This is a genomic window from Pseudarthrobacter sp. RHLT1-30-1, assembly GCF_059383415.1.
Genome location: NZ_JBWZCG010000006.1, coordinates 13,720 through 35,566 on the forward strand (window position 1 = coordinate 13,720; position 21,847 = coordinate 35,566).

Here is a 21,847-nt window from a genome sequence, read left to right on the forward strand (position 1 = left end):
GGGTGACACCCACCGGCGCTGTCGATGGAGGAAAGATGGAATCAACCCGCCCCCGATACACGTCATTGGACGGACTGCGCGGTGTCGCTGCCGCAGCTGTGGTCGTCTGCCACGTAGTTATTGCGGACGGGAGGGCGGGCGCTATCTACGAGCTGGAGAACACAGGGCAACTGACTCTCTTTGAGCAAATCATGCACTATTCCCCGGCAAGGATTCTCTGGTCGGGCTCTGAAGCTGTCGTGGTTTTTTACGTGCTCAGCGGATTCGTGCTGGCTCTTCCATTTGCCCGCAATCATGGTCAACCGTGGCGATACTTCTATCCCAGGAGGCTCCTACGCCTCTATTTGCCGGCCATCGCCAGCCTTGTTTTTGCATATCTGACCACACTGGTGGTCACCCGTTCGGTGCTGCCGGATGCCGGCCTATGGCTTAACGAACACGCCGAGAAACCCAACGGTCTGCTGCAGGTCCTGCTTGGATCATCATTGATGGCAGGTTGGGGTGGGCTGAATACATCCTTGTGGTCGCTGCGGTGGGAAGTCATTTTCTCGTTGCTGCTCCCGGTGTTCCTACTTTTCGCCGTCCGGTTCAAGCGGCTCCTGTGGTTCAAAGTTGCCGCCGTTCTGACATTCTGCATTTTTTGGCGGCTTTCCGGCGTGTTTTATCCCGATCTCGTGTACATCTCTGTGTTTGCCCTGGGTGTGCTGATGGCATACAACACCGACCTTCTCCGGGACTGGGCGCAGCGTGTTCCGTCCTGGGGATGGATCCTGATGCTGGTGATGTCGGCGGTGCTGATTACCAATTCCTGGCTGATTGCAGGAATTGATCCGGATTCTGCCCTGCGTGCGGGCTGGATCGGACCTGCAGCTGCTGGCGCCGTCCTTCTGGTGTTTGCGGTTGCCCATTGGGCACCCGCCGTCCGTTTTTTCTCCACGGCCGGAGTCCGCTGGCTGGGACGGATTTCTTTCAGCCTCTACCTCACGCAGGAACCGGTGGTTGTGGGATTGGGATTCCTGACCCGTGGGCAGTCGCCCCTCTGGCTCCAGTTACCGCTGGTTGTCGTCGTCTCACTCCTGACCGGTTGGCTGTTCTATGTTGGAGTGGAGAGACCGTCACATCGGATATCACGTCAATTCGGGCTCGCGCGGCAGCAACGGCAAGAGGCGGAACAAGCGAGGGAACCGCGGCCAGCAACGGTCCAGCAGACACAGGGCGACCTGACTGGTACGTCCTAAGGCAAGCCTCCCGGCGCAGCTTTGCCGCCCTATCCTGTAGGCCGAGGTTATGTACTCCGAAGGTCAGCCCGGCCAGCCCTCCGGGCCGCCGCTACCTGCGGCGTACTCCTCCAGCGGTGCGCTGTCCCGGGCCCAGGCCTTGAGGACAGGCGCCAGGATCCGCCAGCAGTCCTCCGCGGTGTCGGCCCGGACGGAGAGCAGGGGATCACCGGTCAGCACCCCCTCCAGGACCTCGCCGTACGGCAGCAGCTCAGAGCCGCTCAGTTCCGCCTTCAGGGTGGTGCGGTCCAGGCTGAGGACATCGCCGGGGCCATTCACGTCGACGTCGAACTGCAACGTGTCCGGCCCGAAACCGATCCTCAGCTGGTTGGGGGAGTCGACCCCGGTGAAGCCCCTGGGCAGGTGCGGCACCGGACGGAAGGTCACCACGGCCTCCTTGCGCTTGCGGCCCAGGGCCTTGCCGGAACGCAGGATGAAGGGGACACCCTGCCAGCGCCAGTTGTCGATCCCCACTTCGACCTCGGCGAGCGTCTCGGTGCCGCGGGCCGCGTCCACGCCTTCTTCGGTGGCGTAGTCCGGGACCTTCCGGCCGTCGATGCTTCCGGCGGTGTACCGGGCGCGGCGGGTGCTCCTGGCGTAGGGTGCCTTGATGCTGCTGGCGCGCAGCACCGTCGCCACGGCGTCGCGGAGGTCCCGCTCGTCCACCGACGCGGGCGGTTCGATCGCCAGCAGCGCCATGATCTGCAACAGGTGGCTCTGGATCATGTCGCGGAGGGCCCCGGCGCCGTCGTAGTAGCGGGCCCGCCCCTCCAGTGCGAGGTCCTCGTCGAAGACAATCTCGACCTTTTCGATGTGCTCCCGGTTCCACACCGGCTCCAGGAAGGTGTTGGCGAAACGCAGGCCCAGGATGTTCAGGACCGTTGCCTTACCCAGGAAGTGGTCCACCCGGTGGATGTGGTCCTCCGGGGCCAGCGCGGCCAGCGTTTTGTTGAGGTGCCTGGCGGATTCCTCGCTGGAACCAAATGGTTTCTCCATGACCAGCCGGGTCCCCGCCGGGACCTGGTCGGGCGTCAGCGCCTCGCAGGCCAGCTGGCTGACCCGTGGCGGGAGGGCGAAGTACATGGCCACCGGCCCCTCCAATTGGGCCAGCAGGCCCGCCAGTTGCCCGTCGGCCGTGACGTCCAGCTGGTGGTAACTGGTGCTGTCCCGGATCCGCTTGAGCTCCCGCCGGCCGTAGGCCTCGGCCTGGGAGGTGGCGTCCGCGAAGGACTCTTCGACGCGGTCCAGCCATTGTTCCGGGGTCCAGTCATCCGAGCCCGCGCCCACCAGGGTGAGCCCGTCGGCGCGCCCCCGGGACACGAGCCGGGCCAGGCCCGGCAGCAGGAGCCGGCCCGTCAGGTCGCCCGAGGCGCCCAGGATGAGCAGGGTTTTCACTGTTGGTTGGCTGGTCATCTAAGCCAGCATGCCATCTTGAAGGCTCGTCTTGGTACCCTAGATAGTCGAGTCCCGTTGTCGAGACGGTTCGTTCAGGCGAACATCAGTCGCGACGCTGGCGTGCCAGACCGGCCGCCATCCGTAGATCCACTGAAAGAAGTGCACGGCGCGTGTTCAATTCACTCTCTGACCGGTTGACAGCAACCTTCAAGAATCTCCGTGGCAAGGGCCGCCTGACCGAGGCGGACGTGGACGCCACGGTCCGCGAAATCCGGCGCGCCCTCCTGGACGCCGATGTCGCCGTTCCCGTGGTCCGCGAATTCACCGGGCGGGTACGCGAGCGTGCCCTCGGCGCCGAGGTCTCGGCCGCGCTGAACCCGGGCCAGCAGATCGTGAAGATCGTCAACGAGGAGCTTGTCGAGATCCTCGGCGGCGAGACCCGCCGGATCCGACTCGCCAAGACCGGTCCCACCGTCATCATGCTCGCCGGCCTCCAGGGTGCCGGCAAGACCACGCTGGCCGGCAAGCTGTCCAAGTACCTCAAGGCGCAGGGCCACAGCCCCATGCTGGTGGCCTGCGACCTGCAGCGTCCCAATGCCGTCACCCAGCTCCAGGTCGTCGGCCAGCGCGCCGGTGTGCCCGTGTTCGCCCCGCACCCGGGCGCCACCTCGACTGAACTTGACCACCCGGCCGGCGACCCGGTCTCGGTCGCCCGTGCCGGCGTCGAGGAAGCCCGCCGCACCCTGCACGACGTCGTCATCGTTGACACCGCCGGCCGGACCGGCGTGGACGCAGAAATGATGGAACAGGCGCGCCAGATCCGCCGCGCCATCGTGCCGAACGAAGTGCTGTTCGTGGTCGATGCCATGATCGGCCAGGACGCTGTCAACACGGCCATGGCCTTCGACGAAGGCGTCAACTTCACCGGCATTGTGCTCTCCAAGCTCGACGGCGACGCACGCGGCGGTGCCGCGCTGTCCGTCTCCTCGGTCACCGGAAAGCCGGTGATGTTCGCGTCCACCGGCGAAGGCCTGGACGACTTCGAACTCTTCCACCCGGACCGGATGGCCTCACGCATCCTTGACCTCGGTGACGTGCTCACCCTGATCGAGCAGGCGGAGAAGTCCTGGGACAAGGACGAAGCCGCCCGGATGGCGCAGAAGTTCGCGGACCAGGAAGACTTCACGCTGGACGACTTCCTCGCCCAGATGCAGCAGATCCGCAACATGGGTTCCATGAAGAAGATGCTCATGATGATGCCCGGGGCGCAGAACATCCGGCAGCAGCTTGAGCAGTTCGACGAGCGCGAAATCGACCGCGTTGAGGCGATCGTGCGTTCCATGACACCGCACGAACGCGTCGCCCCCAAGATCATCAACGGCTCCCGCCGGGCCCGCATTGCGCGCGGCTCCGGTGTGCACGTATCCGAGGTCAACGGCCTGCTGGAACGTTTCGCCCAGGCCCAGAAGATGATGAAGAAGATGGCTGCCGGCGGCGGCATGCCCGGCATGCCGGGAATGCCCGGCATGGGCGGCGGAGCAGCCCGCAAGGGAGCCAAGAGCGCACCCAAGAAAAAGGCCCGCTCCGGCAACCCGGCCAAGGCGGCGCAGGAGCTCAAGGATGCCCAGGCCCGCCGGGCCGAGGGCGCGAAGGCCCTTCCGACCGGTGCCTCGTTCGGCCAGCAGGGCGGGGACTTCGATCCCTCCCAGCTGAACCTGCCCAAGGGCTTCGACAAGTTCCTCGGCGGCGGCAAATAGCCGCTTCCGGCCGAAATGTCGCCGGCCCGTTGGCCGGGCCGGTGTCATAGGGTTAAGCCATGTACAAGCAGCGCGTAGTCTTCGTCCACGGGGCGGGCAGCTTCGGCGCTGCCGCGTGGCCGAAACAGCACGGGATGGCGCTGGGCTACGATGCGCTCTTCCTGCGCCGCCACGGCTATGACCCCGTCGCCGAGCCGCTGGAAACGGACTTTGCTGCCGACGCCGCCATCGTCCTGCGCGCCCTGGCCGATGACGGCCGCGGCGAGGCGGGCGGTCACGTCGTCGCGCATTCGCAGGGAGCCATCGCCGCGATGATGGCCGCCGTCGAACGCCCCGACCTGGTCCACTCCCTGACCCTGGTGGAACCGGCCTGCCTCTCGCTGACCGCGGACCAGCCCGCGACTGCGGCGCACCGGGACCTGATGCAGCCGCTTTTCGAAGTCCGCCACCACCTGAGCGATGAGGACTTCCACCGCGAATTCGTCCGCCGGGTGTTCGCGGCGCACACCCCGTCCCAGGCGACCCTGGGCGCCCCGAGCCCGGAGGACCAGCGGGAGGCGCGCCGCCTGCGCCTGCAGGCCCCGGCCTGGGAAGCCCCGCTGCAGATCGTTCCGGGCGTCCCAACGCTGGTGCTGACCGGCGGCTGGGAGCCGCTCTACGAAGAAATCGCAGTCTACCTGCGGGAGACCGGCGCCGTGCACCGCATCGCGCCGGGCGGCCACCGGCCGCACGATTCAGCCGAGGGGAACCGGATCATCCGGGCCTTCATCGCCGACGTCGGGCGGCAGCAGCACGCCCACGCCTCCTGAGGTGAACCGTGAGCCCTGGGCCGCGACCCGGATCAGGACCGCGACGCCGGAAGACCTGCCGGCGCTGACGGTCCTCGAAGCTGCGGCCGACCGTCTCCTTGAGGCGCAGCTGGGTCACCGGCCGCTCCCGGCCGCGGAGCCGCCGACGGCAGAGGTTCCGCTCTTCGTCCTGGTCGCCGGAACCCCGCCCGTGGGGTTTGCCCGGGTTGATGAGGTGGGGGGCCAGGCCCACCTGGAACAGCTCTCCGTGCATCCGGACTCTGCCGGGCACGGGATCGGACGGTCCCTGCTCCAGGCCGCCCTCGCGGCGGCCCGGAGCCAGGGTTATGAATCGATGACGCTGTGCACCTTCGCGGACGTTCCGTTCAATGCTCCGATTTACGCGAGCTGCGGCTTCGAGGAGATCGCCGAGCCGGGGCCCGCACTGGCCGCGTTGAGAACCCGCGAGGCGCAACTGGGGCTGGATGATCTCGGCCGGCGGATCGCCATGCGGATTAGGTTTTAGGCTTTAGGCCATGACCGGAATCATCGAGTTCAGCGGCCCCGTCCTCACCGGACCCGGGCAGGAACACCACGGACTGTGGTCCGTCGACGGCCGCCTGACTTTCCACCGGCCCGCCGCCGCCCCGGACCGGGCCCTGGCCGGGTGGGTCATCCCCGGACTGGTCGACGCGCACTGCCACATCGGGCTTGGCCCCGGCGGGGACGTTCCGGAGCTGATGGCGGAAGAACAGGCCCTGACTGACCGCGACGCCGGGACCCTCCTCGTCCGCGACGCCGGTGCCGTCCACGACACGCGCTGGATCCAGCAGCGTGCGGACCTGCCGCGCATCATCCGCGCCGGCCGGCACATCGCGAGGACCCGGCGGTACCTTCGGGGGTTCGCCGTCGAGGTGGAGCCCGCGGACCTGGTGGAGGCCGTGCGCAAGCAGGCGCGCGCAGGCGACGGCTGGGTCAAACTCGTGGGGGACTGGATCGACCGCGACGCCGGTGACCTCGCCGCCAGTTTCCCGGCCCGGACGCTCAAGGACGCGGTCCAGGCCGCCCACGATGAAGGCGCCCGGGCCACGGCACACTGCTTCGCCGAAAACACCCTGGACGACATGCTCGACGCCGGAATCGACTGCATCGAGCACGCGACCGGCCTGCTCCCGCGGCACCTGGCACGTTTCGCCGAGCAGGAAGTCCCGATTGTCCCCACGCTCATCAACATCGCCACCTTCCCCGACATCGCCGCGCAGGCGGAGGCGAAGTTCCCGCGCTACGCGGCGCACATGCGCGCCCTCTGGGAGGGCCGGGCGGAACGGGTCCTGGCAGCCTTCGAAGCCGGCGTCACAATCTACGCCGGAACGGACGCCGGCAGCGTCATCAGGCACGGCCGCATCGTCGACGAAATCCAGGCGCTGCACGCCGCCGGGCTCCCGGCCGTCGCCGCGCTCGACGCCGGCGCCTGGGCCGCCCGGGCCTGGCTGGGGGCCGGCGGCATCACGGAAGGTGCCAGCGCCGACGTCCTGGTCTGCGCCGAGGACCCGCGCAGCAACCTCGCAACCCTGGGGAGCCTTCGGAACATCGTGCTGCGCGGGGAAGTGGTCCGCTAGGAAAATCCGGACCGCATTAGGAATAAATTGAAGCTTCAAGTAATTTAGCTATATGTAAGGCCATCGGAGGTCGGTGGCCGCCTAAGCACCGGAGCGATCACATGACTGCAGAAAACAGCACCCAGGATCTTCTTCCCGCCGAACTCACCATGGGCACCGTGATGCTCAAGGTCGGCGATATGAAGGTTATGACGGATTATTACCAGCGCGCCCTCGGCCTCGATATTGTCACCGAGCAGGACGGCGGGATCTACCTGGGACGCCAGCAGAAGCCCCTGGTCCACCTGGCGCCGGCGCCAGGTCTGAGCATCCCCTCCCGCGGTGAGGCCGGTCTCTTCCACACGGCACTCTTGTTCGAGGACCAGCCCTCCCTTGCCGCCACTGTCGCCAGCGCCGCGCAGTACGAGCCGCAGTCCTTCGCCGGCAGCGCCGACCACCTCGTCAGCGAAGCGTTCTACTTCACCGATCCCGAGGGCAACGGCATTGAGCTCTACTGGGACCGTCCCCGCGACGCCTGGTCCTGGGACGGCAAGAACGTCGTCATGGACAGCCTGGCCCTCCCGCCGCAGCGCTTCCTCGAGCAGTTCCTGACCGAGGAATCCGTGCGCGGGCAGCGCCAGTCGGACGCCGGCATCGGCCACGTCCACCTCCAGGTCGGCGACGTCCAGTCCGCCCAGGACTTCTACGTCGGCACCCTCGGGTTCGAACGGACCGCGGGCTGGCACGGGCAGGCCCTGTTCGTCTCCGCCGGCGGCTACCACCACCACATGGCCATGAACGTCTGGAACAGTCGTGGCGCCGGCCCCCGCCACGACACCCTGGGTCTGGGCGAGGTCCTGATCGAAGTACCGTCCGGAGACGACGTCGGGGCGCTCGCCGACCGCCTCAAGACCGGCGGGGTCCAGTCCCACCACACCGGAGCCGAACTCCGCTTCGAGGACCCGTGGCGCAACCGGATCCGCGTCGCCGTCCGCTGAGTGACCGCCGGGCATGTCCAGCGCAGGCGGCAGCGGATGGACATAGTGCCTATATGTCCATCCCTGTAGGTCGGGAGAAAGCATGTCCACCGGCCGGGGGCGAGGGAGGCATAGCGCCGCCAGGTGGGCGGAGGACATGTCCAGTTTTCGCTGATAGGACCGCGGAGCATGTCCACCGGTCGCAGCCAGGAGCGGGCATAGTGGCTGTATGTCCACTGGTCACGGTTAGGGGAGGGCATGTCCAGTCCGGGCACTGGCCCGGGCTGAAACGGTTAGGCTGAAGCGACGCCGAAATCAGCGGCCCCGCGCCGCCAGACATCTAAGGATGACTTCCATGGGATTCACCGAAGTCTTTGTTTCAACCCACGATGAAGCCCTCAAGCGCGCCACCGCCCTCGACGGCGGGGCTGCAGCGGCCCCCGGAGCCGTCCGGATTGCGGACATCAGCGACTTCGAGGTCGAGCGCCTGGGGGACCTGGCCGGCACTGCCGTCCACGCCTCCGGCGCCGACTACGAACTCGCGATGGTGGATGTGGCCAGTGACTCCCTGCTCGGCGTTCCGCCGGCGATGGTCCGCGCCCTCGCCGATCTGCTCAGCTACGAGACCGAGGGCGAAGGCGACGTCCTGGCCGAGGTCGCCGAAAGCTGGGCCGCCGAAGAGGACATGCCCTTTGGTGCGGAGCAGGCCGTCCACTACGTCCGGCAGCTGGCCGAACTGGCCGCCGGCGTCGATCCCGACAGCAGGTCCGGCCTCTACGTCTGGACATCCTGACTCACACCAGGGCCCAAAATGGACCGGCCGGGGGTGTCAAGTCGAAATCCCGCCGCCGATCTGGCACAATAGGCAGGTACTCGATCTGCGTGGCCCCTCTCTCCACGTCCGGATCCTGTCCTTTTAGAACCCCCTAGTATGGCCCGCCCCACGGGTGCAGAACGCCGGGCTCGACCCCGTTTCAGAAACAGGAGTGACCACAAAAGTGGCCGTAAAGATTCGCCTTAAGCGCTTTGGCAAGATGCGCGCACCGTACTACCGCATCGTCGTCATGGACGCACGCTCCAAGCGTGACGGCCGTGCCATCGAAGAGATCGGCAAGTACCACCCGACCGAAGAGCCCTCGTACATCGAGGTCGACGCGGAGCGTGCCCAGTACTGGCTCGGCGTCGGCGCACAGCCGTCCGAGCAGGTTGCCGCGATCCTCAAGATCACCGGTGACTGGCAGAAGTTCAAGGGCCTCCCGGGCCAGGAGGGTACCTTGAAGACCAAGGCCCCCAAGGCTCCCTTCGTGACCCCGGAAAAGGGTTCCGTGATCATCCCGGAAGCCATCACCAAGAAGGCCAAGAAGGACGACGCAGCCGAGGCCCCCGCCGACGCCGCAGCAGAGACCACCGAGGCTGAGTAACTTGCTGGCTGATGCGCTCGAACACCTGGTCCGCGGGATCGTTGACAGTCCTGAGGATGTCAAGGTCAGTGCGAAGAACAACCGCCGCGGGGACACCCTCGAAGTGCGCGTTCATCAGGACGACCTCGGACGGGTGATCGGCCGCCAGGGCCGCACCGCACGCGCGCTGCGCACTGTGGTGGCGGCGCTGGCGGACGGCGAGCCGGTCAGGGTCGACGTCGTCGACACCGACCGCCGCCGGTAACGCTTTCAGCAGTACTTGTCTTGAGTCCGGCCCCTTCACCAGATAATGGTGGAGGGGCCGGACTGTTTTCCCCAGTAGACCCGCAGAAACACCAATCCCGAACAGAGGAACAGATGCAGCTTCAGGTGGCACGAATCGGCAAGCCCCACGGCATCCGCGGCGAAGTGACCGTGCAGGTGCTCACCGATGCGCCCGGCGACCGCTTCGTCCCGGGCACCCAGTTCGTGGTGGAACCTGCCTCGGCCGGCCCGCTCACCATCCTCAGTGCACGCTGGAACAAGGACATCCTGCTGCTGGCGTTCGAGGAGATCGAGACCCGTAACGAGGCGGAAACCCTCCGCGGCGCCAAGCTGTTCGTCGAAACTGAAGAACTCGATGACGATGACGACGACGAAGGCTGGTACGAGCACGAGCTCGAGGGCCTCGAAGTCCGCGTCGGCGGCCAGGTGGTCGGCAAGGTGTCCGGCCTGCGCACCCTCCCGGTCCAGGATCTTCTCATGGTCACCGCGACTGACGGCAAGGAAGTCCTGATCCCCTTCGTCGAGCAGATCGTGCCCGAAGTCAATGTCGGCGAGGGGTACGTTGTGGTCACCCCGCCCCCGGGCCTCTTCGAAGTCAACGCCGAAGATGAGGCAAAGTCAGCAGACGAGGCACAGTCCGGCGACCAGCCGAAGTCCCCTGCAGCCCCCAGTGCAGCCTCCGTCTCCGACGACCGCGCCGACGCCGGAGACAACGCCTAAATGCGGATCGACGTCGTCAGCATCTTCCCCGAATACCTGGCACCCCTGGAACTTTCCCTGATCGGCAAGGCGCGCCAGGACGGGCTGTTGGAACTGAACGTCCACGACCTCCGCGACTTCACCACGGACCGCCACCGCACCGTGGATGACACCCCGTACGGCGGCGGCGCCGGCATGGTCATGAAGCCCGAACCGTGGGCCCAGGCGCTGGCGGCCGTGGCGGCTGACCGTCCCGCCGAGGCCGGGAAGCCGGTCCTGATCGTTCCCTCACCGGCAGGGGAGCGGTTCACCCAGGCGACGGCCCACGAACTGGCCGAAGAGGACCGGCTGGTGTTCGCCTGCGGTCGGTACGAAGGCATCGATGAGCGGGTGATGGAATGGGCCGCCGGGCACTTCACGGTGCGTCCCGTGAGTCTCGGCGATTATGTCCTCAATGGCGGCGAAGTGGCTGTGCTGGCCATGGTGGAGGCCATTGGGCGACTGCTCCCCGGCGTCGTCGGCAACCCGGAGTCGCTCGTGGAGGAATCGCACTCGGACGGGCTGCTGGAGTACCCGGTCTACACCAAACCGTCGAACTGGCGGGACCGCGAGGTTCCGGCGGTGCTGCTCAGCGGCAACCACGGCAAGATCGCCCAGTGGCGCCGGCATGAACAGTACCGGCGCACCGCCGAACGGCGCCCGGACCTGCTCGCGGAGTTCGACGCCGCCAGGCTGCCCCGCGCCGACCGCTCCGCCTTCGCAGACATCGGGTACGACATAGTGGACGGCCGTCTGGTGCGCCGCGCGGACGCCGGCGGGGATTCCGCCTGAGCGGATTGGCTGGAATGCCCCTGATGTGGCAAAATTAGTCCTTGTGCCTACTGGGTCGCGAACCTGCCACAGGGGGAGCGCGACCAACAGTGCGGCACCCCGGTCCTGTCTAGTCCTGACGGAGCCGGATTCACAAATTTTCGGCGGGATTTCCGGGCCATAGATTCGCCCGGGTTTGGCTGCCGTGACCCAACGTGAAGGACCTGTGGCGTTCACCAGGAGTGAATCCATGCATATTCTCGATTCCGTAGACGCAGCCTCGCTGCGCACCGATATTCCGGCCTTCCGCGCGGGTGACACGCTCAAGGTTCACGTGAACATCATCGAAGGCAAGAACTCCCGTGTCCAGGTGTTCCAGGGCTTCGTCCTGGGGCGCCACGGCGACGGACTGCGCGAAACCTTCAGCATCCGCAAGGTCTCCTTCGGCGTTGGCGTGGAGCGTAAATTCCCGGTCCACTCCCCGATCATCGAGAAGATCGAACTCGTTTCCAAGGGTGACGTGCGCCGCGCCAAGCTGTACTACATGCGCGATCTGCGCGGCAAGGCCGCCAAGATCAAGGAAAAGCGCGACTTCCAGACCGCAAAGTAAGTCTTCCGGACTTTCACCGCGGGCTTCCATCGCGGGACCACGGACCGTGCCCGGCCAGCGCCGGAGCATCCGCAACAGCGCTGTTCACTTAAGAAAGGCGTTAGAGGGTACGGACCATGGAACACACAAAACGCCAGCCCAGGAAACTCGGCTGGCGTTTTGTGTTGCCGGCAGTGGTCCTGGCTGTCATCATCAGCGGGCTGGTCCGGTCGCTGTGGCTCGACGTGTACTACATCCCCTCCGCCTCGATGGAACCGCTCTCCCGCGAGGGGGACAGGATCCTCGTGTCGCGCACTGACTTCCGGGACGAGCCGGTGGGTCGTGGCGACATCGTCGTATTCGATGGCCGGGGCTCCTTCGCCCCGCTGACCAGCGGCAACGGCCCGGTACTGGACCTCCTCGGCGGCGTAGGGCACTGGATAGGCCTTTCCGGCGGGGAGAACACCTTCATCAAACGAGTCATCGGACTCCCCGGCGACCACGTGATCTGCTGCGACTCCGCCGGCAAACTCACAGTCAACGGCCAGCAAGTTGCGGAACCCTATCTCTATGAGGGGGACGCCCCGAGCGAGCTGAAGTTCAGTGTGATCGTTCCCCGGGGCAGGCTCTGGCTGATGGGGGACCACCGGTCCCTGTCCGCCGATTCCCGCAGCCTGCTGGGCGCCCCCGGCGGAGGGATGGTGCCGGGGGACCGGGTGATCGGCAGACCCGTCCGGATCATCTGGCCGCTTGATAGATTTACAGCAGTAGAACGGCCACCCGAGGCCGCCACGACGACAGAAAAGAACGGACAGTAGATGCCCGAGACCGGACCCCGGATTCCTGATCCGCGGGGGCAGGACCAGCCCCGGGTTGCCTCCTCCGCGATTCCCGTCACGGAACACCCCGTTGGAGGGGACCACGCTGTCACGCCCGATACCGGCACCGATCGGGGCTACGCCGATGAATCCTCGCCGGCGACTCAGGCGTATTCGGTTCCGGCGCCTCCTTTTGCGGCAAAGGACAATCCGGGAACAGGCATCCCCGCCCGGGACAACCCGGGAACGGTCATCCCCGCCCGGGACAACCCGTCCAGCGACGTCCCCGCCGCCGGCGGACCCGACAATGACATCCCGGGGGCGGGCGGACCCGCCCACGCGGGAACCGCGTCGAAGCGTGCCCGACGGGCGAAATCCCGGGAGCGCCACAGCCCGCTGTTCCTCTGGGCCAAGGAAGTGGCCACCGTGGTGCTCGTCGCCATCGTTTTGTCCTTCCTGATCAAAACCTTCCTTTTTCGCGCCTTCTACATCCCGTCCGAATCCATGGTCAGCACGCTGGACGTAAATGACCGGATTTTTGTCAACCTCCTGGTCCCGGAGCCCTTTGCCCTGCAGCATGGCGACGTCGTGGTGTTCCGGGACACCCAGGGCTGGCTCGTCCCGATGGCGGAGAAGGAAGCCGGGCCCTTCAACTGGGTGCAGGACGGGCTGACTTTCATCGGCCTGCTGCCGGACAATTCGGAGCAGCACCTCGTCAAACGCGTCATCGGGCTTCCCGGTGATCATGTGGTCTGCTGCGACGTGGGCGGCAGGATCATGGTCAACGGTGCGCCGCTGGACGAGAGCTACATCAACCCCGCCGAAGTGCCCCAGATCCGCGACTTCGACGTCGTGGTGCCCGCGGGCAAGGTCTGGGTGATGGGCGATAACCGGAACCATTCCGCCGACTCGCGCGCGCACTCGGACAGCAACGGCGGCTTCGTCGACATCGCCGATATCGAGGGCAAGGCCGCAGTCATCGCCTGGCCGCTGAACCGCATCACGACCCTGGACAACTACCCGGACGTCTTCCGCGGTGTGCCCGCCCCGGCAGGAAAGTAACTGGCCGACATTATGTCCGAAGCACCCACGCTCGACTACGAACGCCGCTTCCGCAGCTCCGGCGCCCGGCTCGTCGCCGGTATCGACGAGGTGGGCCGTGGCGCCCTGGCCGGGCCGGTCAGTGTGGGCATCGCCGTCGTGGATCTTCAGCAGCAGAAGCTGCTCGCCGACGTGAGGGACAGCAAACTGCTCAAAGTAGACGACCGCGAACGCCTGGTCCCGCTGGTCAGGAACTGGAGTGTGGCCTCCGCCGTCGGGCATGCGTCCGCGAATGAGATCGACGACCTGGGCATCATCGCCGCGCTCCGGCTCGCGGGCACGCGTGCGTGGTTCGCGGTGCTGGCCGCCGGGGTGACACCCGACGTCGTGCTCCTGGACGGCAGCCACAACTGGCTCTCGCCTGCGACCCAGCCGTCCCTGTTCGACGACGGGCCCGCGGCGCCGGCGTGCGAAGCGCCGGTGCATACCCTCGTCAAGGCGGACATGCAGTGCCTGAGTGTTGCCGCGGCGTCGATTCTGGCCAAGGTGGAACGTGACGGCCTGATGCGCGAACTGCACCTTGAATATCCTGCCTTCGGCTGGGACGAAAACAAGGGCTACGGCACCGCAGCACACAAGAACGCGCTCCGTGCCGCCGGGCCCACGCCGTACCACCGGGTGAGCTGGCAGCTGCTCGCGGACTGACGTCCGGTGGCGCCAACGCCTTCGAGGCAATGGCTGCGGCAGGTGGCGCGGGACTGCCCGTGGCGCGCGGGTGCCGCCGGATGGTGCAAGATGGAATCATGAGTGCCGAGGACCTTGAAAACTATGAGACCGACATGGAGCTGCAGCTCTACCGCGAATACCGGGACGTTGTCGGGCTGTTCAGCTATGTGGTCGAGACCGAACGGCGTTTCTATCTGGCAAACCATGTTGACCTGCAGGCGCGCAGTGCCGACGGCGAAGTCTACTTCGACCTGACGCTGCAGGACGCCTGGGTCTGGGACGTCTACCGCTCCGCCCGCTTCGTCAAGAGCGTCCGCGTCATCACCTTCAAGGACGTCAACGTCGAGGAGCTCCCGCGCAGCGAGGAACTCGCCCTGCCCAAGACTGGCGATCTCGGCAACTGACCCGGATGTCCCGACAGCGGAGGACCATCTCCGGCCGGTACTCCTCTGCCGGGATGAAGCTCACTTCGATGAAGATTGAGTTGACCTGATCCGGGAAGCCGGCCAGAGCCCTAAACTGCGCGGCCAGGGCCGCCAATTCAGGTTTTCCGGCTGGCAGCGTCTGTTCCTCGCGATCTGAGTACAGGCACCGCAGGGTGAGGCACTCGCCTGCAGCATCATTGTGCTCGTCGAACCACGGCTCACATGCTGAATACCGTGTCATGTTCGTCCTCCTGAACTGGTGATGGTGTCCGGCCGCCTGGTGACTTCCGGCACTTGGAGGCTAAGGCGGTGCCCTGACAATCTGCTGCGGTCCGCGTCCCCCGTCCAGGGACGCCGGAGTTCCGATTGGCGGCCGGTCCTTGCCAGGGTTTCCCACATAGCGTCATGGACGCCTGTCCCAGGCCATTACCGCGGCGCAGGCTGGTTTCATGAGAGCTAAGGACGTGTTGGGCCGGCGCGGGGAGGAACTCGCGGCCGGGTACCTGAAAGCCCAGGGCATGCGGATCGTGGACCGCAACTGGCGGTGCCCGAAAGGCGAAATCGACATCGTCGCGCTCGACGGCGACACGCTGGTCATCGCTGAAGTGAAAACACGCACGTCCCTCGCCTACGGGCATCCTTTCGAAGCCGTCGGTGCGGACAAATTGGCCCGCCTGCACCGGCTGGGCTCCGCGTGGTGCCTGGACCATGAACTCCGCATGCCGATACGCCGGATCGATGTGATCGCCATCCTCGACGACGGGACCGGTGACCCCGCCCTTGAACACCTCAAGGGGGTGGGCTAGGTGGCGCTCGGACGGACCTACTCAGTGGCCCTCGTGGGCCTGAACGGATACATCGTTGAAGTGGAGGCCGACATCGGCCAGACCTTGCCAGCCTTCATCATCTTGGGTCTGCCGGACGCCTCGCTCAACGAGGCCAAGGAACGGATCCGCTCGGCCGCCCAGAACTCCGGAATTCCACTGAGCCGCCGGAAGATCACGGCCAACCTCATCCCGGCGTCGCTGCCCAAGCGAGGCTCCGGCTTTGATCTGGCCATCGCCATGGCCGCCCTGCTGGCCGCCAACGATGTGCGGTCCACCGGCCGGACAGTGTTCATCGCCGAACTTGGACTGGACGGCAGGCTGCGCCCCGTCCGCGGGGTCCTTCCCGCCGTCATGGCTGCGGTCCGGGCCGGCTACACCGACGTGGTCGTAGCCGAGGCAAACGCCGCCGAGGCGGAGCTGGTGCCCGGCGCGCGCGTGCTGGGCTACGCCACGCTTGCCCGCCTGGCCTTCGATTTTGGAGCCGATCCGCTGGGCCTGGCGCTGGACTTTGAACCCGAGCCCGAGCCCGGTGACGCTGATGCCGCCGACTCGCCGTCCGTCACACCGCCGGATATGCGGGACGTCTCCGGGCAAGGGGACGCACGGAAGGCTTTGGAGGTCGCTGCCGCCGGTGCCCACCACCTCTTGCTGACCGGACCGCCGGGGGCAGGAAAAACGATGTTGGCTGAACGACTTCCCGGGCTCCTGCCGGACCTGGCGGACGCCGAGGCCATGGAAGTGACGGCCATCCATTCGCTCTGCGCCGTGAACTCATCCTCACTTCAACTCGTGCGCAGGCCGCCATACGAGAACCCGCATCACACCGCCACGGCGGCGGCTATCATCGGTGGCGGCTCCGGGCTGCCGAGACCAGGGGCCGCCTCCCGGGCCCACCGGGGCGTCCTGTTCCTGGACGAGGCCCCTGAGTACGAACGCCGGGTGCTGGACGCACTGCGGCAGCCGCTGGAGAGTGGCGAGTTGGTGCTTCACCGTTCGGCGGGAACAGCTGCCTACCCTGCCCGCTTCCAGCTGGTTCTTGCGGCCAACCCGTGTCCTTGTGGCAAGGCAACGGGCAAGGGAGTCGACTGTGTCTGCACCCCCACCATGCGCCGGCGCTATCTGGCCCGCCTGTCCGGGCCGCTACTGGACAGGGTCGACATCCAACTGCAGCTTGAACGGGTGTCGCTGGCCGATTTCGGCCGGCCGGGGGCGGAGGAGGACACGGCCACCATCTCGGCCCGCGTTCATGCTGCACGGGAGCGGCAGCGCGCCAGGCTGCTGCCGTTCGGCATGGACACCAACGCCCAGGTACCGGGGCGCCTGCTGCGCGGTGCCCTGCGGCTTGACGCCCCCACTACCCGGATCCTGGACCACGCGATGGAACGCGGAGTGCTGACGGCGCGGGGCTACGACCGCGTCCTGCGTTTGGCGTGGACGCTGGCGGACCTCGGCAGCGGGGATGTCCCCGGGGCCGACGACATCGGGCAAGCCCTCAATCTGCGGCAGGCCGCCGTCGCCGCCTAGCTGAGCATCACAGGGGGTCGCAGATGGAGGCCCATGAATGCTTCCCAACCCAACGAATGGCAGCCAGTGAAAGGAGACCACTATGACAGCGAGCGAAAGAGCCGCCCGGGCGGCGTTGTCCCGGCTGTTCGAGCCGCAGGACGCCGCGGGCCTTGCCCTCGTGCAGATTGCCGGGGCGGAGGATGCGTTGAGGATTGCTATCGGGGAGCTGGCCGCCGGTGCGGAGCTGGAACGGGAGATGTCCCGGCTGTTGGCCGAGAACAGCCTGGGCACCGGCTGGACGGGCCTGGCGATCGCCCGGAAGCGCTGGGCGCCGAGGGTTCCCGATTTGGCGCCGGCACGGGACCTGGCAACGATGCAGCGGCTCGGCGGACGCTTGATCATCCCTTCAGACGAATTGTGGCCCCGCCAACTTGCCGACCTCGGTCTGCAGGAACCCATCTGTCTCTGGTGGCGCGGCATCGAGCAGGAGCTGCCCCCGGCCAACAAATCGATCGCCCTGGTTGGCTCCAGGGACAGTACCTCCTACGGGTCCGCTGTCACGGGGGACCTGGCGTATTCGCTGGCGCAGCGGGGATTCACGATCATCTCCGGCGGTGCCTACGGGATCGACGCGCACGCCCATCGCGCTGCGCTCGCCGGCGGTTCGTCCGGCAGGATCCCCACAATTGCCGTGATGGCTGGGGGAGTGGACCGTTTCTACCCCTCCGGCAACGAGGACCTGCTGCGCGCGGTCGCCAATCAGGGGGCGGTCCTCGCCGAGGTCCCGCCCGGGTCCGCGCCGACGCGTTACAGATTTCTCCAACGGAACAGGCTGATCGCCGCGCTGGCTTCCGTCACCGTCGTCGTCGAAGCCAGGTGGAGGTCCGGTGCGCTGAACACGGCGCACCACGCGGAAACTCTGGGCCGAGCCGTGGGTGCGGTGCCGGGATCAGTGCACAGCGCCAACTCTGCGGGCTGCCACCGGCTGCTCCGGGAAGGCGGGGCTGTCTGTGTGACGGATGCGGGGGAAATCGCCGAGCTTGCCTCGCCCAGCGGTGAATCGCTGCCCGAGGTCAAGTCAGGCCGCGCGGCAGTGCAGGACGGGTTGACCCTGGAGGACCTCATCCTGTTGGACGCCCTGCCACTGCGGACCACCAGCTCGGTGGAAAAGCTTACCGCTGTCGCCGGGCTGAGCGCGGATTCGGTCCGGGCAGGCCTCGGTCGCCTTGGACTGCTGGGCCTGGCCGAGTCTCACGGTGGCGCCTGGAAGCGGTCGGGCACGTCAGGCTGAGTGGCGGCCGCCGGAGGGGGCAACAGCAGTTTGCCTGTCCTCGGGGACACCTGATGAGCGGCTCGCCGTCGGGCTCCTTGACCACCGGGCGAATCCTGCCAGTGTTAGGGGAGTGTCCAACCAACAAATCCCGGCCGGACTGGCCGCCGCGGCCCAAGGCTTCAGCCGCTACCTCGAGGCCGAACGCGGACGCTCGGCCCACACAGTGCGCGCCTACCTCTCTGACGTCCGAAGCCTCCTGCAGCACGCCGTCTCCGAAGGCGTCGACGATCTCGCCGGCGTGGAGCTCGGCACCCTGCGGCGCTGGCTCGGCTCGCAGAGCGAAGGAGGGATGTCCCGCGCCACCCTGGCCCGCCGGTCCGCCACTGCCAGGGCCTTCACCGCCTGGGCCGTCCGTGAGGAGCTTATCCAGGCGGACCCCGCGCTGCGGCTCAAGGCCCCGAAGCGGGAGAAGTCCCTGCCCGGGGTGCTGCACCAGCAGCAGGTCCTTCGGCTCGTCGAAGGAGCGGAATCTGCTGCCGCCGAGGGGGAGCCCATGCCCCTGCGGAACCGGGCCATGGTTGAACTGCTGTACGCCACCGGCATCCGGGTCGGCGAACTGGCCGGCCTGGACGTGGACGACCTCGATCCCGACCGGAGGACCCTTCGTGTGCTCGGCAAGGGCAACAAGGAACGGACCGTGCCGTACGGCCTGCCCGCGGCACTCGCCGTCGACGACTGGCTGCGCCGGGGCCGGCCAGCCCTTGCCACCGGCCGCTCGGGCCCGGCGCTGTTCCTCGGGGTGCGCGGAAACCGGGTCGACCAGCGGCAGGTCCGCAGCGTCGTCCACGACTTACTGGCCGACCTCGGCGACACCGCCGCCACCGGGCCGCATGCCCTGCGGCACTCCGCCGCCACGCACCTGCTCGACGGCGGGGCGGACTTGAGGGCGGTGCAGGAAATCCTGGGCCACAGCAGCCTGGCCACCACCCAGATCTACACCCATGTGTCCGTGGAGAGATTGCGGCAGAGCTACCAGCAGGCCCATCCCCGCGCCTGACCGCAGGGAGCCCAGCGGCGCGCGGCTCGACGGGGCCCTTCGACCGGATGGCGAGTTAACCTGACGCCGCGCGGCGCGCCGGGAAAGACGCGCCGAATTGCACTGGCGTAATTAGGTGGGGTGCGGCAGAATGAGACTCACGCCCGGCAACTTCCAGTGCGGCTTGACGCTCCATTGACTCAAGTCCGAATGCGAAACCGGGCAGCAACTTAATAGTCTGGCAAGTACCACCGGCATCACTACGGTACCGCGCAACAGACAGACATCCAGGCAGAGGTCGTTGGGGAAGACGTACCTACAGCTATGGAGGATGGAATGTCTGTTGCACTGACCCGCGGTGTGTTGTTCGTTCACTCGGCCCCAACTGCCCTGTGCCCCCACGTTGAGTGGGCCATAGGTTCTGTTGTGGACAAACGGACGGACCTTGAGTGGACTGCTCAGCCGGCTGCGCCCGGAATGTTCCGGGCCGAGCTGTCGTGGACCGGAAATCCGGGCACGGGGGCTCAACTGGCGTCTGCTCTCCGGGGCTGGGCGCATTTGCGCTACGAAGTCACCGAAGAGCCCAGCCAGGGTGTTGATGGCGGCCGCTGGTCGCACACCCCTGAGCTTGGCATCTTCCACGCCGTCACGGACGTGCACGGCAACATCATGGTCTCCGAGGACCGCATCCGCTATGCCTACGAATCCGGCGCCGGCGACCCCTCGGCCGTCTACCATGAACTCTCCCTGGCCCTCGGCGAAGCATGGGACGAAGAGCTCGAGCCCTTCCGGCACGCCGCCGAAGGCGCACCGGTGCGCTGGCTGCACCAGGTCGGCTAGGGCTCCGCCGGCCAGGGCTCCCACCGCAACACACTCCATAGCAGCGCCTGAAAACAGATGGCGGCAACGTTCCCGAAAGAACGTTGCCGCCATCTGGGCGTGCAGCGAGGGCCGGCGCTAGATGCTCCGCACCGCGATCACGGCGTTGTGGCCGCCGAAGCCGAAGGAGTTGCTCAACGCCGCGATGCTGCCGGAAGGCAGGTCGCGGGCACTCGTGACAACGTCGAGCGGGATCTCCGGATCCTGGTTTTCCAGGTTGATGGTCACCGGTGCCTTGCGGTCGTAGATGGCCATCACGGTCAGTACGGCTTCCACCGCACCGGAGGCGCCCAGCAGGTGGCCCATCTGCGACTTGGTGGCGGAGACGGCGACGTTATCCAACTGCTTGCCCAGAGCGGCCTTGAGGGCCGCGTACTCGGGCTTGTCGCCAACCGGGGTGGAGGTGGCGTGCGCGTTGACGTGAACCACATCTTCAGGCTGGATTCGGCCGTCGAACATGGCGGCCTTCAGCGCGCGCGTGGCACCAAGGCCCTGGGGGTCCGGGGCGGTGATGTGGTACGCGTCGGCGGTGACAGAGGTGCCGGCCAGCTCGGCGTAGATCCGGGCGCCGCGGGCAAGAGCGTGTTCCTCCGCTTCCAGCACCAGGGCACCGGCGCCCTCGCCCATGACGAATCCGTCACGGCCAAGGTCGTAGGGGCGCGAGGCGTGCTCGGGATCATCGTTGCGGCGCGAGAGTGCCTGCATGGAGGCGAAGGCTGCGATCGGCATCGGGTGGATGGCGGCTTCGGCACCACCGCAGACGACGACGTCGGCCTTGCCGGAGCGGATCAGGTCAAGGCCCATGTGAACGGCTTCGGTGCCGGATGCGCAGGCGGACACGGGGGTATGGGCGCCGGCGCGGGCACCGAGGTCAAGGCTCACAGCCGCTGCCGGTCCGTTGGGCATCAGCATCGGCACGGTCATGGGGAGGACCCGGCGGGGGCCCTTTTCGCGCAGGGTGTCCCAGGCGTCAAGGAGGGTCCAGACGCCGCCGATGCCGGTGGCGAAGGCCACGGCCAGGCGGTCGTGGTCGACTTCGGTGATGCCGGCGTCGGCCCAGGCCTCGCGGGAAGCGACCACGGCGAATTGCGTGGACGGGTCCATGCGCTTGGCCTCGACGCGGCTCAGGACCTCCGTGGCGGGGGTGGTGGCGCGGGCGGCAAAGTGGACGGGCAGTTCGTACTTGGCCACCCAGTCATCTTCAAGCGTGTGCGCGCCGGAGACGCCCTTGAGCGCGTTCTTCCACATCGTGGGGACATCGCCGCCGATGGGTGTGGTGGCACCCAGACCGGTAATGACTACTTTGCGTGCCATGGGATCACTCTCTGTCGGTGCGCTGGCCGGTGTCCGGAACCTGGGGAGGTTGCCGGGGCCCGCGTTTGAAAAACTTTGGGGTGGTGCAGTGGATGGTGCTGCAAAGCGGCGCGGTCCGGGGGTGCAGTTGCGCCCCCGGACCGGCCGGGGCCGGAATTAGGCCTGTGCGTTCGAGATGAAGCTGACGGCGTCGCCGACGGTCTTGAGGTTCTTGACCTCTTCGTCCGGAATGCGCACGCCGAACTTCTCTTCGGCGTTGACGACGATCGTCATCATCGAGATGGAGTCGATGTCCAGGTCCTCGGTGAAGGACTTGTCCAGTTCGACGGCCTCGGTGGCGAGGCCGGTCTCTTCGTTGACGATTTCAGCCAGGCCGGCCAGGATCTCTTCGTTGCTAGCCATGATGGCTCCTTTTCTGTTGTGCCTT

General features: G+C 66.9%; 24 protein-coding genes. 21 read left to right on the top strand and 3 right to left on the bottom strand.

Annotated elements, in window-relative coordinates; translation table 11 throughout:
• Positions 1-35: 35 nt before the first annotated feature.
• Complete coding sequence (locus AC50YM_RS06235; RefSeq protein ID WP_494956106.1) at positions 36-1,238, top strand: acyltransferase family protein; 1,203 nt, start codon at positions 36-38, stop codon at positions 1,236-1,238.
• A 63-nt stretch (positions 1,239-1,301) separates the two neighbouring features.
• Here the strand turns inward: AC50YM_RS06235 and AC50YM_RS06240 are convergent, their stop codons facing one another.
• Positions 1,302-2,690, bottom strand: coding sequence for a glucose-6-phosphate dehydrogenase (locus AC50YM_RS06240; protein ID WP_494956107.1), 1,389 nt, complete (start codon positions 2,688-2,690; stop codon positions 1,302-1,304).
• A 152-nt stretch (positions 2,691-2,842) separates the two neighbouring features.
• On the opposite strand from AC50YM_RS06240, the gene ffh reads away from it, so the two are divergent.
• The 20 genes from ffh to AC50YM_RS06340 all read left to right on the top strand — a co-directional run bounded on the left by ffh (position 2,843) and on the right by AC50YM_RS06340 (position 20,067).
• Positions 2,843-4,429, top strand: a complete 1,587-nt coding sequence (gene ffh / locus AC50YM_RS06245; RefSeq protein WP_494956108.1) for a signal recognition particle protein — start codon at positions 2,843-2,845, stop codon at positions 4,427-4,429.
• Positions 4,430-4,488: 59 nt separating this feature from the next.
• A complete protein-coding gene (locus AC50YM_RS06250; protein ID WP_494956109.1) occupies positions 4,489-5,238 on the top strand; it encodes an alpha/beta fold hydrolase in 750 nt (249 codons plus the stop codon).
• Between the two features lies 1 nt (position 5,239).
• Complete coding sequence (locus AC50YM_RS06255) at positions 5,240-5,743, top strand: GNAT family N-acetyltransferase (protein ID WP_494956110.1); 504 nt, start codon at positions 5,240-5,242, stop codon at positions 5,741-5,743.
• A 10-nt stretch (positions 5,744-5,753) separates the two neighbouring features.
• Positions 5,754-6,836 carry an amidohydrolase family protein gene (locus AC50YM_RS06260; protein ID WP_494956111.1) on the top strand — a complete coding sequence of 361 codons (1,083 nt, stop codon included), beginning with the start codon at positions 5,754-5,756 and terminating at the stop codon, positions 6,834-6,836.
• 101 nt (positions 6,837-6,937) lie between these two features.
• Complete coding sequence (locus tag AC50YM_RS06265; protein ID WP_494956112.1) at positions 6,938-7,813, top strand: VOC family protein; 876 nt, start codon at positions 6,938-6,940, stop codon at positions 7,811-7,813.
• A 334-nt stretch (positions 7,814-8,147) separates the two neighbouring features.
• Positions 8,148-8,585 carry a hypothetical protein gene (locus AC50YM_RS06270; RefSeq protein ID WP_494956113.1) on the top strand — a complete coding sequence of 146 codons (438 nt, stop codon included), beginning with the start codon at positions 8,148-8,150 and terminating at the stop codon, positions 8,583-8,585.
• 205 nt (positions 8,586-8,790) lie between these two features.
• Positions 8,791-9,213, top strand: a complete 423-nt coding sequence (rpsP, locus tag AC50YM_RS06275; RefSeq protein ID WP_494956114.1) for a 30S ribosomal protein S16 — start codon at positions 8,791-8,793, stop codon at positions 9,211-9,213.
• 1 nt (position 9,214) lies between these two features.
• The gene (locus AC50YM_RS06280; RefSeq protein ID WP_290257539.1) at positions 9,215-9,457 is read left to right on the top strand and encodes an RNA-binding protein; all 243 of its coding nucleotides are present in this window, start codon (positions 9,215-9,217) and stop codon (positions 9,455-9,457) included.
• A 113-nt stretch (positions 9,458-9,570) separates the two neighbouring features.
• Positions 9,571-10,197 (top strand): ribosome maturation factor RimM, encoded by a 627-nt coding sequence (gene rimM / locus AC50YM_RS06285; protein ID WP_494956115.1) that lies wholly within the window; start codon positions 9,571-9,573, stop codon positions 10,195-10,197.
• On the top strand, positions 10,198-11,007 hold the full coding sequence (gene trmD / locus AC50YM_RS06290; RefSeq protein WP_494956116.1) for a tRNA (guanosine(37)-N1)-methyltransferase TrmD: 810 nt from the start codon (positions 10,198-10,200) through the stop codon (positions 11,005-11,007). It abuts the gene before it with no gap.
• A gap of 229 nt (positions 11,008-11,236) precedes the next feature.
• Positions 11,237-11,596 (top strand): 50S ribosomal protein L19, encoded by a 360-nt coding sequence (gene rplS / locus AC50YM_RS06295; protein WP_494895819.1) that lies wholly within the window; start codon positions 11,237-11,239, stop codon positions 11,594-11,596.
• A gap of 116 nt (positions 11,597-11,712) precedes the next feature.
• The gene (gene lepB, locus AC50YM_RS06300) at positions 11,713-12,393 is read left to right on the top strand and encodes a signal peptidase I (protein WP_494956117.1); all 681 of its coding nucleotides are present in this window, start codon (positions 11,713-11,715) and stop codon (positions 12,391-12,393) included.
• Positions 12,394-13,455, top strand: a complete 1,062-nt coding sequence (lepB, locus tag AC50YM_RS06305; RefSeq protein ID WP_494956118.1) for a signal peptidase I — start codon at positions 12,394-12,396, stop codon at positions 13,453-13,455. It begins immediately after the preceding gene.
• A 12-nt stretch (positions 13,456-13,467) separates the two neighbouring features.
• Positions 13,468-14,139: a ribonuclease HII gene (gene rnhB / locus AC50YM_RS06310; protein ID WP_494956119.1), complete on the top strand. Its 672-nt coding sequence runs from the start codon at positions 13,468-13,470 to the stop codon at positions 14,137-14,139.
• Between the two features lie 98 nt (positions 14,140-14,237).
• Positions 14,238-14,564: a DUF2469 domain-containing protein gene (locus tag AC50YM_RS06315; protein WP_463873936.1), complete on the top strand. Its 327-nt coding sequence runs from the start codon at positions 14,238-14,240 to the stop codon at positions 14,562-14,564.
• Positions 14,565-15,034: 470 nt separating this feature from the next.
• Positions 15,035-15,391 carry a YraN family protein gene (locus tag AC50YM_RS06320; RefSeq protein ID WP_494956120.1) on the top strand — a complete coding sequence of 119 codons (357 nt, stop codon included), beginning with the start codon at positions 15,035-15,037 and terminating at the stop codon, positions 15,389-15,391.
• Positions 15,392-16,936: a YifB family Mg chelatase-like AAA ATPase gene (locus AC50YM_RS06325; RefSeq protein ID WP_494956121.1), complete on the top strand. Its 1,545-nt coding sequence runs from the start codon at positions 15,392-15,394 to the stop codon at positions 16,934-16,936.
• An 82-nt stretch (positions 16,937-17,018) separates the two neighbouring features.
• Entirely contained in the window at positions 17,019-18,209 is a 1,191-nt protein-coding gene (dprA, locus tag AC50YM_RS06330; protein WP_494956122.1) for a DNA-processing protein DprA, read from the top strand.
• A gap of 112 nt (positions 18,210-18,321) precedes the next feature.
• Positions 18,322-19,248 (top strand): tyrosine recombinase XerC, encoded by a 927-nt coding sequence (locus tag AC50YM_RS06335; RefSeq protein WP_494956123.1) that lies wholly within the window; start codon positions 18,322-18,324, stop codon positions 19,246-19,248.
• 315 nt (positions 19,249-19,563) lie between these two features.
• Positions 19,564-20,067: a DUF3145 domain-containing protein gene (locus AC50YM_RS06340; RefSeq protein WP_056426723.1), complete on the top strand. Its 504-nt coding sequence runs from the start codon at positions 19,564-19,566 to the stop codon at positions 20,065-20,067.
• A gap of 117 nt (positions 20,068-20,184) precedes the next feature.
• On the opposite strand, the gene fabF is transcribed toward AC50YM_RS06340, so the two are convergent.
• Together fabF and AC50YM_RS06350 are read right to left on the bottom strand one after the other, a co-directional pair.
• Positions 20,185-21,420: a beta-ketoacyl-ACP synthase II gene (gene fabF, locus AC50YM_RS06345; RefSeq protein WP_494895203.1), complete on the bottom strand. Its 1,236-nt coding sequence runs from the start codon at positions 21,418-21,420 to the stop codon at positions 20,185-20,187.
• 156 nt (positions 21,421-21,576) lie between these two features.
• Entirely contained in the window at positions 21,577-21,822 is a 246-nt protein-coding gene (locus AC50YM_RS06350) for an acyl carrier protein (protein ID WP_214840220.1), read from the bottom strand.
• Positions 21,823-21,847 lie beyond the last annotated feature (25 nt).